The following is a 12,227-nucleotide window of genomic DNA, read 5'->3' as shown; positions in this document are numbered from 1 at the left end:
TCAACGGAAAAACTTTGGGGTTCCCACTTTTCACAACTGATAAAAAAATTCCACCCACATCTGCGGAATGTGGGTTTAAAGACTAAATTAGAGATCGCCTGAGACTTTCGTAAGAGGTCTAAAGATATTATCGCGATTGCGATTCTAGCTGTCATTAGGGGTGCCGACGGAGGGGTGGCAATAGAAGCCTATGGTAACGCCAAATATGAAGGGTTAAAAAGCTTTCTAGAATTACCGAATGGAATACCCTCTCATGACACGTTTAGTCTCCTTCTTTGCCCGAATTGAACCGCAGCAGTTTCAACAATGTTTTTTGAGTTGGGTAAATGCCATAGCCGGGGAATTAGAACTAAACGTGATTGCCATTGATGGCAAAACAATGAAACAATCTTATGACCGAAATGATCCGCAAAAAGCGCTACATAGAGTCACTGCCTGGTCTTCATCTCATCAATTGGTTTTAGCACAAAAAAAATCGCTAAAAAATCTAACTAGCTGACAGCAATTCGGGTCTTAATAGAAATATTATAAATTGCCGGAAGCGTAATAATCATAGACGCTAGTTTGATGTAAAAAAGACATAAATTTTCGGATTTAAAGAAGAAAAAAGATTATATTTTAGCTTTAAAATGGAATCAAAAACTCCTCTTTAACGCTGTAAAAAAGTGGTTTTAATTCGCTCAAAAATCAGATTATTTAGGCAGAGAGTACAATCCGGCATGAACAAGTAGAAGGTGGACATCATCGAGTGGAAAAAAGACAAGTCTAAACTGTGCATGTATTCGAGTTACCACCTCTGCATAATCAAGAATTATGGACGGGATTAAAAAAAGTTGTCATGATAGTTAGTGAACGACGATTGTGGAATAAAACCACCACGCTCAGCTCGTTTTTACTTGAGTAGTTTAAGCAGTAATGCTGAAAAAATTGCTGGGGCGATCTGCAGTCATTGGGGCATTGAAAATAGCTTACATTGGACACTCGATGTTACATTCTCCGAAGATGAAAGCCGCATTCGCAAACAGCACTCTCCCGAAAATTTTGCACTTCAATCGGAGGCTACCCATAAATTTACTCAAACAAGAAAAAACTTCTAAACAAAGTCTAAAAATGAAACGGTATCGAGCGGCAATGGACAATAATTATTTAGTTAAAATTTTAAACTCTGCCGGTTAAAGATCGAAATATGACACCTATATAAGAAGGAAAATTATCCGGCTTTAAGAAGTTTAGAAAATCTTAAGGTTCTGATTTTATCTGATCAAGTTGGGTTAAAATTAATATTTCTAAAAAGTTTTTTTAGTTATTTACTAATGCAAAAACTTAGGGTTTTTTTCAAATTAATTTAGATACCCTTACCCGGGTTGTTGAGGGTTTAAATAACAAGCTTAAGTTAATAAAGCGTTCAGCTTATGGGTTGAAAAATTTTGATAATTACAAAAACAGATGTTGGCTTACTTGGTCTTTTAATTGTTAGTTAAGCATACCAAGTAAGGAAGAACCACGTTTTTTAAGTGGCATTATTACTCTCCGGCATTAAAGTTAATGGAAATTTTATGGCTATTTATTAAGTATGAATGGATGGAGATATATGCTTACAAGAGTTGGGGAACTTTTGTTACATCTGTGGAAAAAATCCTGAAATAATTTGGAGAAAACTATATAATTAATTTTGTCTAGCTACTTATCACTCTCGGCGGGCGAGTTTGCAGGCTAGCTTTATAAAGTTTTTATAAAGCTAGCCTAATGAGGAGTTGCTAGGACAGAATAGGCTAAAGACATCAGCTTGAAATTTGAAACCAGGACTTCATGGTCAGTCAAACCCCAGAGGCAGATTTTCGGGTAACGTACTCGGACGAGATTCCCTCAGTTCACATACCCGTGCGCTTGAGCGTACTTGAAGCCGTAAACTTCAAGACAACCTGCCAGCAACTTTTCTCTGGAAGCACCGTTCCCAGCAAAATTGTCCTAGACTTCAGTCAGACGACATTCATAGACAGTAGCGGGATCGGTGCTTTAGTCAGCAATCTGAAATTTGCCAAACAGCGTGGCAGCGACTTGGTGCTCCGAAGCCTCAAGCCGCAGGTGATGGCAGTATTTGCTCTCACCAGCCTAGATCAAGTGCTGACGATCGAGCAGCCGTCTGCAACCTCAACTCCCACAGAGACCAACCCCTCGGACAATCACCTACCGATGACCCACCCCTCAGTGCAATCGTGGGTGAAACGGCTGATAGATATCGTTGGGGCAATCGTCGGTTTGATGATTACAGGAATTTTGTTCGTACCCATAGCAGCAGCCATCACTATCAACGATCCAGGCCCGATATTTTTCGGTCAAACCCGCTGTGGCTGGATGGGCAGACAATTTCGGATTTGGAAATTTAGATCGATGTGTACCAACGCCGAAGCTATGAAAGCCCAAATCCAAAACCAGGCTTCTGGCGCATTTTTCAAAAATGATAACGACCCGCGGATTACCAAAGTCGGGCGCATCTTACGCAAAACCAGCCTCGACGAACTGCCACAGTTTTGGAACGTGCTCAAAGGCGAAATGAGTCTAGTTGGCACTAGACCGCCTACGCCCGACGAAGTTGAGCGCTACGAAGTCCCTCAGTGGCAGCGTTTGGATGTCAAACCCGGGATGACAGGGGAATGGCAAGTCAACGGTCGCTCTCAAGTCCGCGACTTTGAAGATGTCATCCGTTTAGATTTAAAATACCAACAAAATTGGAGCCTGATGTATGACTTGAAACTAATTGTCAAAACTGTAACAGTCCTGTTTAACAAAAATAGTGGCGCTGTGTAGGAACCCTTAACAACCCACCGCTGAACTTTGAGGTGCTGTTGCCGACCGGGGGCGGGAAGTCGAACTCGATACTTAGTCAAGCAGACGATCGCTAGCGATAGCTACGTTAGCATTAAGTGTTAAGATTCACACGCCCAGAAAATGCACAGCTAGTTGCCAGCTCTGCAATCAGAGCATTAATAATTAGCAATTGGCGAGTTCGAGGTCATACTCGAATGCTCCCAGCATGATTTTCGAGGACGAGAAGAACTCACCTGTGTTTAGAAAAGTAGCGACTGCTAACACGGTCGAAGCTTAAATCACTTCCTCGCAAGCTGACTGGGGAATTTTCCCTATTTAAACGCCCTACCGAGGCGGGTTACAGTATCGGAAGTCTCTCATTTGCTGTGCGAGTAAATGGTGCGAAAGGAATGCTCACCTTGAGGCAAAACGGGCTTCTTCAACTCAAGCTTGACTTAACTAATATGTTGCCAAGACCTTGCCCTCCTTTTTCTCTCCCTCCGGCGCTGAGTACAGCGGTGGTGGGGGCCGACCAGGGGGAAGAAAGATGAAAGACAAGCAACCAAAGGCCGAGTGGCACCTGCAGGTTGAAACAGACCTGAATGCTTTAACATCCATTTTGGAATGGTTGGAGAATATCGTTTTGCCCATGATACCAGCGGATTTCTGGTGGCAGTGCCGGCTGATAATCAACGAAGGCTTTACAAACGCTGTCCGCCACGCTCACCTGAACTTGCCCCCCACAACGCCCATAGACATTGAGGTAAAAGTGTTTGCCGATTACTTAGAAATTAGGATTTGGGACAGGGGTCAACCCTTCAACTTAGAAGCAAAGCTGCACTCGATCATGCAAGAGCAGCGCGATCCTTTGGACAGAGAAGGAGAAAGGGGACTGGTGTTCATGTACAAGCTCACAGACGACCTTCGGTATATCCGTACCGACGATCGCCGCAACTGCCTGGTAATGCGAAAAAACATTAGCTGAGGGCGCGATACCCGCCCGGTAAGGGCGGCTTCTTTCGCAAGTAGTGGAAGATCCCCTCGCCCCCTATTGTCCTACCCGGAACCCAACCACATCCTCTGCAATTCTGCGGGTGCACGCTCGATGCACGCGGCTGCAGGACAATTTGCTTCAAAATAAATATTATGCGTATTCTAATTTATTCCTATAACTACTATCCAGAGCCGATCGGCATTGCCCCCCTGATGACAGAACTAGCGCAAGGCCTAGTCAAGCGCGGCCACCAAGTCCGAGTCGTCACAGGAATGCCCAACTATCCCCAGCGCCGGATTTATCCGCAATATGAGGGCAAATTTTACCTCACAGAAGAACACAACGGCGTCACAATTCAGCGCAGCTATCTGCGTGTCAACGGCCCCCACCCCAGCCTCCTAGACCGACTTGTGCTAGACGGCAGTTTTGTCGTCTCCAGCGCCGTCCAAGCCTTCAGAGGCTGGCGTCCCGACGTGATTTTCTCGACCATGCCCCCTTTACCGATTTGCGTCCCAGTCGCCTTTTATGGCTGGATTCGCGCTTGCCCGATCGTCCTCAACGTTCAGGATATCGTGTCAGAAGCAGCCGTGCGCGTCGGCTTGGTCAAAAAAAACGGACTGCTAGTTCGCATTGCTGACGCTTTGGAAAAATTGGCCTACAGCACAGCCAGCCAAGTCAGCGTCATCGACAGCGGTTTTATCAAAAAATTGCACTCTCAGGGAGTACCCCCGGAAAAAATAGTTTGCGTTCCCAATTGGGTTGATGTCAATTTTATTCGCCCCTTACCCAAGGAAAGTAACTCATTTCGAGAAACTCACAAACTCAAGGGAAAATTTGTCGTTCTCTATGCAGGCAATATTGCCCTCACTCAAGGCTTGCAAACAGTTGTTCAAGCAGCGGCTCGTTTGAAACACCTAACCGAAATCGCTTTTGTAATTGTGGGGGAATCAACAGCCTTGGCGCGCTTGCAACAAGATTGCGAAACTTACAAAGCTAATAATGTAATGTTGCTACCATTTGAACCGCGAGAAAAATTGCCAGAATTGTTAGCTGCTGCTGATGTTAGTTTAGTAGTACAAAAGCGCCGCGTTACTAACTTCAATATGCCTTCAAAAATTCAAGTAATTCTCGCCAGCGGTCGGGCAATTTTGGCTTCGGTTCCCGAAACTGGTACGGCTCAGAAAGCAGTGCAGCAAAGCGGTGGCGGGGTGGTGGTAGCGCCGGAAGATCCGCAGGCTTTGGCTGAGGCTGTTGAGGATTTGTACTTGCACCCTGCTAAGGTGGATGCGTTGGGCGAGCAAGGCAGAAATTATGCTGTGGAGAATTACGGATTTGAGGAAGCTTTGAATCATTATGAAGCTTTATTTGCGGCGGTGGCAGCGAGTCATTCTGAGAAAATATTGGAGCCTTTGCCGAAATAATCTGATAATTAGGATAGTGAACATAGAGAGCGAGATACCTGGTCCTAATTCAACTTGACTGTAAGCAGGCTATAAATCTTAATGAAGCTAATACTTGTGGCAAATACGTTTTAATTAGCAAACAGTTGCCATTTGAATATTTTTATCAAAGTGTTACTATGAACCCGAATAAATCTAGCCTGAGTATTGGTTTGTTAGACAATTGCTATCATTCTCTCAAACGTGGCTATGAATTGTGGAATATTGTCAGGGAAAGAAACGACAGAAAGGAAAGAAACGCAGACGATGGTTGGCTTCTCAAGGAGTCTATTATTTGGGTTCATCATGGTATAGAATTAGCTTTTAAAAAAATGCTGGCTCAAGTTAATGAGTGTTTTATATTTGAAAAATTAGACGATGAAAAATTTTGGAGAGCATTAGGAAAGTATAAGAAAGACAATAAAGATTATATAGATGTAGAAGGAACGAATAATATAAGCATTATTCATTTATTCAATGAAGACGTTGATTCTAAATCTATAAGTTTTACTCAAGCATTAACACGAGCAGTGTTAATGTTAGATATAGAGGAGCTGTCTGATAAACCCAACAAAACGGATTTCAGAAAAAGTATTGACCGTTTGACTAACTATCGAAATAGATTAATACATTTTTCTTTGGATTTAAATATTGATGAAGTAACTGTGTTATTGGGTGAACTTTTAGAACCTTTACTTACGCTGTTAAAAACTCACATCAAAGATAGTAATTTTAGAGATAATTACCTTCCCAAAATTAGGGATACAGCAAAAGGTGTTCAAGAACTTGCCAAAACGAAAACTGAAAAAAATCAAGAAAGAATAATAAATATAATGAACGCCTTTAAAGGAAAAGAGGTTCCCGGTCACATATTTAATCAAGAAGATGACCAATTTAGGTTGCCGACTTTTTCTAAAGTCAAGAAAACCCAAAATATTGCGGTTGACATTATTGGTCATATTTCCGGAGATGAAATATGGTTGGTACAGATTAAAATAGGAAGTCTATTTTTTATGGGCGACCTACCGTATATCAAAACAGAAAAATATGGTAAATGTATAACAAAATGGTTAGTTTTTCTGACCCCTGTTGATTCATCAAAAATCGAAAGGCTAAAGGAATCGGGATTGCTTGTATCATCATTAAAGGAAATTGAAGAACTAGAAAAAGAGCTAAATATTAATGGCAAAACAAAAGAAGACCCAAATCAATAAACCCATCACCAGCGATCAACGCCTCGGCAGCATGATTAAGTCTGCGCGTGACCTCATCTGACCCTTGAAGGGTAAAAGCGCGACGATCCGGGTTTTTTGCGATCGCATCCTGTGTGGCGATCGCCCATTACCAGTAACAAATTAAGCGATCGCCTCAGTTGTGAGTAAGCCCAATTGAGAATATAACCAGCTAGTCCGCCAGCAATGCCCAGAAATAGCGAAGCTGTCACCAGCCGCTTTCGTAGCACTTCAATCCCTTACCTGTTTCTTACAAAAATGATCTACAAAACCCATCAAATTTCTCTGAATTTTCCTCTTTCAATTCATACAAAACAACAGCTAGCTTTGTAGGAATGGGAACCTCATAATGTGCAACATATTCTTTTGAAAGCTCTTGTTTCGATCTTTCATAGTATTGTTTTAAGGATACATTCATAGCCTCATCTGTAGGATTCTGATGTTTTTGAAAAATTACTTTCCTTATTAAATCCAGGTCAAACCCCCTCTTTTTCCAGTCTTTAATATGACTGTCATAAAAGTTATTATCCATATTTTCAGCTTCATCAACTATCTCTTTGAGCCAAGTTTTCTGATCTTTCATGATTTTTGTCCTCGGGAACTATAGTCTGTCATCAGTTGCCATTTAAAGTGTTTCACTATTGATGGGCTTTCATGTATTCTCTCAGTAAGGTGTTGATCTGGGTTTGATAACCACGACCTTGAGATTTAAACCACTCCAAAACATCACTGTCTATGCGTAAGGTAACTTGAGCTTTAGTCTTAGGGTTGGGCAAGCCTCGCTGAACTACGGCTTTAGCAAACATTTCAGGCGTAATTTCAGGGCAATCAGAGAAATCAATATCTTCATCAGTCATGGCATCTAGGCGTTGCCAGTCAGTTTGAGATTTGCTCGAAGTAAATTCGTTGTTCATATTTAGTTGCTTTTCTAGCAGAAATAATCCGGGTACATTCCTCTCGTTCTGTATGGACGATAGCGACTACTCGCCCTTGCAACAAACCAAAAGTCACAAACCTTTGCTCTCCATAACTGAATCGTTCGTCCTCAACTGTTACGATTTCTCCATCAAAAACTAATGGAACGTCGATAAAGTCAATTCCATGTTTGCTAAGGTTGGTAAGACGTTTAGTCTCATCCCACTCAAATTCCATACCTTGATTGTCACTAGATATTGTAACTACAATTTGTAGTTACAGCCACTTACTTTAACACATCTTTCCCTTCGTCCCCTTCACCCCTCCCCATCCCAGATGTCACCGCACCCCTGTCAGACGACACCGCAGCCGATCGAAACAAAACGCTAAAATAAAAATAGTAGATCGCACAATTTCGGAGTTAATATTTGACACTTGCACCCGCGCGCGAAATCGTCCTAGCTTGGCTCTCTGAGCGCGTTCCTGCTGCTCGCATCAAACATATTCTGGGAGTCGAACAGGTAGCAGGTGACTTGGCTCGCCATTACGGCCTCGACGAAGCAAAAGCCCGATCGGCAGGTTTGTTGCACGATTTGGCAAAATACTTCAAACCTCACCTGCTGCTGCAAATGGCCCAGAAGGAAGGTTTAGAGTTAGACTCAGTGTTGGAAGCACATCCGCATTTGCTGCACGCAGACGCAAGCGCGATCGTCGCTAGAGACGAATTCGGGGTGGTCGATCGAGAAATTTTGGACGCAATCGCCAATCACACCCTCGGCCGACCAAACATGAGCCAGCTCAGTTGTACCGTATTCATAGCAGATACCATAGAGCCGAGCCGCGGCAACACACCCCAACTAGAAGCACTGCGCGAGGCAAGCTTGCAAAATCTTTATGCAGCCGTGTGGCAAACTAGCGATTATTCTCTTAAATATTTGCTAGAAACTCGCTGCTACATCCACCCCCGCACCGTACTTACCCGCAATTGGGCGCTGCTTATGGCTCGATCGCCGGAAACAGGAAATTCGACAGAAAAGTCGATCGAACAAATCACAAGTTAAAAGTAAAATTTATCAGCAATCCTGTCCTTACTTTTGGCTTCAACCTAACTCCTATTTCCCGTCTCAAACTGTCAACAACCGATCGCGAATAGCGCACCGATTTCCCCTTACCCTATCAATTAGGAAATTAAACACTTAATGTCAGATCTAACTCAACTCGAATACTCCAGGGCCCAGTCTACAGCAACGGACAGCACCTCCTCAGACGAAGCTCGCGGCCTGATTATGACCGTTGCCCAAGCAGCCGATGACCGCAAAGCAGTAGATATTGTATTGCTCCGGGTGGCAGAAGTATGCTATTTGGCAGACTACTTTGCGATCATCACCGGATTTTCCAACGTGCAGGTACGAGCCATCTCCCAAGCAATAGCAGACCAAGTAGAAGAAGAGTGGCAACGCTTGCCACTTCGTACACAAGGCCTATCAGACGCTAGTTGGGTCGTCATGGACTACGGCGACGCGATTATTCACATTTTGAAGCCTCAAGAGCGGGAGTTCTACAATTTAGAAGCGTTCTGGGGACACGCCGAACGCATTGACTTTTCCCCCACGCCGTGAGGATGGCTAATGTGAAAAACGTTTCTGCTTCTATTTGTCCCGTTCCGCAAGAACAGCGACCGATCAATGAATACCAAGAACTTAAAGAATCCTGGTTTTTTAGCTGGGTAACACTCAATTGGCCCGGATACCTGGCAAAACTAGCTTGGGTGTGGGCTTGGAGTTGCTTGGTATCGGTGCCGATAGCTGCTTCTAGCTTTGCTCCAAGCAAGTATCCAGCTCAGTTTGTCCTCAGCGGTGCCGCAGGTGCCAGTTTTATTCTAGGATTAGCTTTGCTGCGACTCTACTTGGGTTGGTTCTACGTGCGATCGCGCCTTTCAAATCCCACGGTCGTCTACGAAGAGTCTGGCTGGTACGATTGTCAATCTTGGCCTAAAACTCCCGAAGTTTTGCTTCAAGACCAGTTGATTGTCAACTACCAACTAGAACCAATTCTCAGGCGTCTGCGGCAGACATTTTATGGTTTGACAGTATTGCTGGTTGCCGGGGGACTAACTTGGAGTTGTTTGTAATCGTGAATGGAAGGGAGTTTTGAGTTTTGAGATTGCCGCGCACAGCCAACAGGGCAGACGGGGTGCATGAGTCAGAAACGATCGCAGAAAGATTAACTTTATAACTCGTAACTGGCAGCTCGCAACTCATAACTTCCACCAGCCCCAATCTAAAATCTAAAATCTAAAATCTAAAATTGATATGACAAGGGGAAAACGAACCCAAGCTCCCGAACTGGAAGTCACACTGCTGCGCGAAGGTATTGTGGAATCGAGGCACCGCGCCCAGGCCGCTGTCTGCGACAACCGCGGGCGCGTTCTGTCCGTTGCTGGTAACTCGGAAACGGCTTCATTTGTCCGTTCTTCACTCAAGCCTTTTCAAGCTTTGGCGGTGACGGCTACTGGGACTTTAGAACGCTACGAATTGACCGATCGAGATTTAGCGATTATTTGCAGTTCCCATCAAGGTACGATCGAGCAATCGCGCCAGGTATTTAACGTCCTGTGGCGCTGCGACATTGACCCTTCTAAACTTCAATGCCCCATTCCCGAAGGCAAAAAGAGCGCCCTGCAATACAACTGTTCCGGCAAACACGCCGGTATGCTGGCTGTCTGCCAGCAACTGCACTGGCCTCTGGACACTTATTTACGCCGCAAACATCCTGTCCAGCAGCTTATTTTGGGCAAAGTGGCTGACTTGCTGGCAATGCCTGCCGAAGAGTTTATCAGCGCTCGCGACGACTGTGGCGCTCCTACCTATCTGTTGCAGTTGGGGCAAATGGCGTCTTTGTACGCTCAGTTAGCCTCCGGCCACAATGTGGATATGGAACGGATTGTCCGCGCTATGACTCATCACCCGATGATGGTTGCCGGTGAGGGCAAATTTGACACGGAACTGATGCGCTTGACTCAAGGGGAATTGGTGAGCAAGTCCGGCGCCGAAGGGGTGCAGTGCATTGGCCGCGTTGGCGAAGGCATGGGCTTGGCAATTAAGGTGACGGATGGGGGAAAGCGCGCTCAATTTGCTGTGGCGATTCACTTGCTCAAGCAGTTGGGGTGGATTACTCCGACGATCGCCGAAACTCTTTCGGAAACTTACCTGACTCTCAGCGAGTTCAAGCGCTTGGAGGTAATCGGGGAAGTTTCGATGCTTTAGGGCGATCGAGACTCTGATCCGATTTCAGCAACCCCTCCGACAATCTAAAAAGTTTTTTTGATGGAGGGGTTGCAATTTTCAGAAAGATATGTTTATATTAGTAAAGAGACAAAAAGCGACGCGGGATAGAGCAGCCTGGTAGCTCGTCGGGCTCATAACCCGAAGGTCAGTGGTTCAAATCCACTTCCCGCCACCAACTTAAACAAGACAAGCCCCGGCAACCTAAAAGTTGCTGGGGTTTGTTTTATACCGTCTGTTTGATGGCGTCTGCGATCGCCTCTTCGACAGATTGAGATCGTTTCCGGTTGCACGAGCGCCATGATATAGAGGACACGGCACTGCCGTCTCGAAAGCTGTGGGTAATATTAATTCCAATGCTGCCAGATTTGATATGAAAGCAGTTTATTTTAGGCTGCAACAAAAAAGAGGACACAGCACTGCTGTGTCCCTACTGTATATTTGTATTTTTCTAATTGGGACAAAATAAGACTCACCCTCAACCTAAACACTCAACCCTATACTTTCCGACGACCGTTTGTGCAAACTTTATTTGTCAAAAAATAGCAATCCGATATCCATATTTTTTAACTCAGGATTTTAAATTGCTAAGTCGGCTGAGCTTCCAACCAATCAAAAATCAGGTTTAACTGTTCGAGTGTCACTAACCCGTACTGCCACAGAACCATTGGCAGTTCGCTGGCATCTTGTTCACCGTGTCGGAGAGCAACGGCGATCGCCGAATTCGATATCGCCAACTCCCCCCGCAAATAATCGATCAGTTGAGCCTTTCTCATCACCTTCACCGCCAGTTTTATGCGCTATTGTAAAGATATGTAGCTAATCAGTTTGTATCGGAAGTTTAAGTGGTCTAATTCTAGATTCACAATAGAGAACCAGGTGTGATGGAAACCGCACAAAACTTGTGATAAAACTCAGATAAAAAAGCGATCGCAGTCACAAGAAGTGCGAAAATCAAAAATAGGGTTCCGCGATCGCTCGTTTGCTTCAAATGAATTCATTTAAAATTGCTAAAGTCCTAGCTGAAGCTGAACTCCCGCTTCTGTACCGCTGTCGGTTTGTTTTGGAGGTAAAGGATTTCCTTGACGCTGGGCGTCCGAAGGAGTAGTAATAAATTCCAAGGGGCCATCGATTTTGAGGCGAAATGTGTCGCCCAAGCTGCTTTCCCTTCTAGCAGAATTAGCCGCCGCTTCTGATTCACCAATCAAGTTTTGGTAGTCCGAGTCTAAGGTTCTGTCCTCGACAGTCCTCAACGAGTCCCCAGATAAAGTCGTTTCCGAATATTGGGGCGCTGGTTGCACTCTTTGTTGGGCGAGAACCGCCGGGGTCAAACCGATAAAAATTGAGCTCAGTCCGAGAGCAGTGCCAAGAGTAGCAATAACTGCGTTCATCATCCATGCCTCCGCTACTTGCATCCTACTATGCTTATTTTACCTAGCCGGAATTAAGTTGCACTCTATCCAAAGTAGCTGCTTGTGCAATACTCCGGACAGTTTTTAAGCAGCCAAAGTACCATAAGACAAGACTGAAGGAAGGTTAGGGTGATTTAAAATCA

18 protein-coding genes and 1 tRNA gene are annotated in these 12,227 nt (G+C 44.6%); 13 read left to right on the top strand and 6 right to left on the bottom strand.

The genetic code is table 11. The features are described from left to right. The first annotated feature begins 174 nt into the window (after nucleotides 1–174). The 8 genes from QUA04_RS30090 to QUA04_RS26410 all read left to right on the top strand — a co-directional run bounded on the left by QUA04_RS30090 (nucleotide 175) and on the right by QUA04_RS26410 (nucleotide 6,455). Nucleotides 175–288: a transposase family protein gene (locus QUA04_RS30090; RefSeq protein ID WP_445242376.1), complete on the top strand. Its 114-nt coding sequence runs from the start codon at nucleotides 175–177 to the stop codon at nucleotides 286–288. After that, nucleotides 254–499 carry an ISAs1 family transposase gene (locus QUA04_RS26435; protein WP_333262889.1) on the top strand — a complete coding sequence of 82 codons (246 nt, stop codon included), beginning with the start codon at nucleotides 254–256 and terminating at the stop codon, nucleotides 497–499. The genes QUA04_RS30090 and QUA04_RS26435 overlap by 35 nt, the downstream gene beginning before the upstream one ends. Nucleotides 500–848: 349 nt before the next feature. Then, on the top strand, nucleotides 849–1,097 hold the full coding sequence (locus tag QUA04_RS30085) for an ISAs1 family transposase (protein WP_445242375.1): 249 nt from the start codon (nucleotides 849–851) through the stop codon (nucleotides 1,095–1,097). A 242-nt stretch (nucleotides 1,098–1,339) separates the two neighbouring features. Continuing rightward, entirely contained in the window at nucleotides 1,340–1,477 is a 138-nt protein-coding gene (locus tag QUA04_RS26430; RefSeq protein ID WP_445242377.1) for a transposase, read from the top strand. 332 nt (nucleotides 1,478–1,809) lie between these two features. Continuing rightward, nucleotides 1,810–2,808, top strand: a complete 999-nt coding sequence (locus QUA04_RS26425) for a sugar transferase (RefSeq protein ID WP_333262886.1) — start codon at nucleotides 1,810–1,812, stop codon at nucleotides 2,806–2,808. A gap of 547 nt (nucleotides 2,809–3,355) precedes the next feature. Further along, entirely contained in the window at nucleotides 3,356–3,793 is a 438-nt protein-coding gene (locus tag QUA04_RS26420) for an ATP-binding protein (RefSeq protein ID WP_333262884.1), read from the top strand. A gap of 161 nt (nucleotides 3,794–3,954) precedes the next feature. Beyond that, nucleotides 3,955–5,223: a WcaI family glycosyltransferase gene (locus QUA04_RS26415; protein WP_333262881.1), complete on the top strand. Its 1,269-nt coding sequence runs from the start codon at nucleotides 3,955–3,957 to the stop codon at nucleotides 5,221–5,223. Nucleotides 5,224–5,381: 158 nt separating this feature from the next. Then, nucleotides 5,382–6,455: a hypothetical protein gene (locus tag QUA04_RS26410; RefSeq protein WP_333262878.1), complete on the top strand. Its 1,074-nt coding sequence runs from the start codon at nucleotides 5,382–5,384 to the stop codon at nucleotides 6,453–6,455. A gap of 53 nt (nucleotides 6,456–6,508) precedes the next feature. Here the strand turns inward: QUA04_RS26410 and QUA04_RS26405 are convergent, their stop codons facing one another. From QUA04_RS26405 to QUA04_RS26390, 4 genes are read right to left on the bottom strand one after another with little or no spacing between them, the layout of a single operon-like run. Continuing rightward, nucleotides 6,509–6,685, bottom strand: a complete 177-nt coding sequence (locus tag QUA04_RS26405) for a hypothetical protein (protein WP_333262875.1) — start codon at nucleotides 6,683–6,685, stop codon at nucleotides 6,509–6,511. Between the two features lie 38 nt (nucleotides 6,686–6,723). Further along, nucleotides 6,724–7,056, bottom strand: coding sequence for a hypothetical protein (locus tag QUA04_RS26400; protein ID WP_333262872.1), 333 nt, complete (start codon nucleotides 7,054–7,056; stop codon nucleotides 6,724–6,726). Nucleotides 7,057–7,111: 55 nt separating this feature from the next. Beyond that, nucleotides 7,112–7,387: a BrnA antitoxin family protein gene (locus tag QUA04_RS26395; protein WP_333262869.1), complete on the bottom strand. Its 276-nt coding sequence runs from the start codon at nucleotides 7,385–7,387 to the stop codon at nucleotides 7,112–7,114. Next, nucleotides 7,350–7,625, bottom strand: a complete 276-nt coding sequence (locus tag QUA04_RS26390) for a BrnT family toxin (protein ID WP_265239648.1) — start codon at nucleotides 7,623–7,625, stop codon at nucleotides 7,350–7,352. The genes QUA04_RS26395 and QUA04_RS26390 overlap by 38 nt, the downstream gene beginning before the upstream one ends. A 191-nt stretch (nucleotides 7,626–7,816) precedes the next feature. Between QUA04_RS26390 and yqeK the strand changes: the two genes are divergently transcribed. From yqeK to QUA04_RS26365, 5 genes are all read left to right on the top strand, one after another. Further along, the gene (yqeK, locus tag QUA04_RS26385; RefSeq protein ID WP_333262866.1) at nucleotides 7,817–8,449 is read left to right on the top strand and encodes a bis(5'-nucleosyl)-tetraphosphatase (symmetrical) YqeK; all 633 of its coding nucleotides are present in this window, start codon (nucleotides 7,817–7,819) and stop codon (nucleotides 8,447–8,449) included. 138 nt (nucleotides 8,450–8,587) lie between these two features. Beyond that, nucleotides 8,588–9,007: a ribosome silencing factor gene (rsfS, locus tag QUA04_RS26380; protein WP_333262863.1), complete on the top strand. Its 420-nt coding sequence runs from the start codon at nucleotides 8,588–8,590 to the stop codon at nucleotides 9,005–9,007. Between the two features lie 2 nt (nucleotides 9,008–9,009). Then, on the top strand, nucleotides 9,010–9,519 hold the full coding sequence (locus QUA04_RS26375; protein WP_333262861.1) for a CGLD27 family protein: 510 nt from the start codon (nucleotides 9,010–9,012) through the stop codon (nucleotides 9,517–9,519). Nucleotides 9,520–9,700: 181 nt separating this feature from the next. Continuing rightward, a complete protein-coding gene (locus tag QUA04_RS26370) occupies nucleotides 9,701–10,654 on the top strand; it encodes an asparaginase (RefSeq protein ID WP_333262858.1) in 954 nt (317 codons plus the stop codon). 119 nt (nucleotides 10,655–10,773) lie between these two features. Beyond that, nucleotides 10,774–10,850 (top strand) — tRNA-Met (locus QUA04_RS26365). A 409-nt stretch (nucleotides 10,851–11,259) separates the two neighbouring features. On the opposite strand, the gene QUA04_RS26360 is transcribed toward QUA04_RS26365, so the two are convergent. Together QUA04_RS26360 and QUA04_RS26355 are read right to left on the bottom strand one after the other, a co-directional pair. Beyond that, nucleotides 11,260–11,448: a DUF2949 domain-containing protein gene (locus QUA04_RS26360; protein ID WP_015178546.1), complete on the bottom strand. Its 189-nt coding sequence runs from the start codon at nucleotides 11,446–11,448 to the stop codon at nucleotides 11,260–11,262. Between the two features lie 234 nt (nucleotides 11,449–11,682). Continuing rightward, nucleotides 11,683–12,066 carry a hypothetical protein gene (locus QUA04_RS26355; RefSeq protein WP_333262855.1) on the bottom strand — a complete coding sequence of 128 codons (384 nt, stop codon included), beginning with the start codon at nucleotides 12,064–12,066 and terminating at the stop codon, nucleotides 11,683–11,685. Between the last annotated feature and the right edge of the window lie 161 nt (nucleotides 12,067–12,227).

The organism is Microcoleus sp. S13_C5 (genome assembly GCF_036700845.1).
Classification (GTDB): domain Bacteria; phylum Cyanobacteriota; class Cyanobacteriia; order Cyanobacteriales; family Microcoleaceae; genus Microcoleus.
Note: the sequence above shows the minus strand (reverse complement) of the source record. Positions and strands in the feature narration are given on the sequence as shown.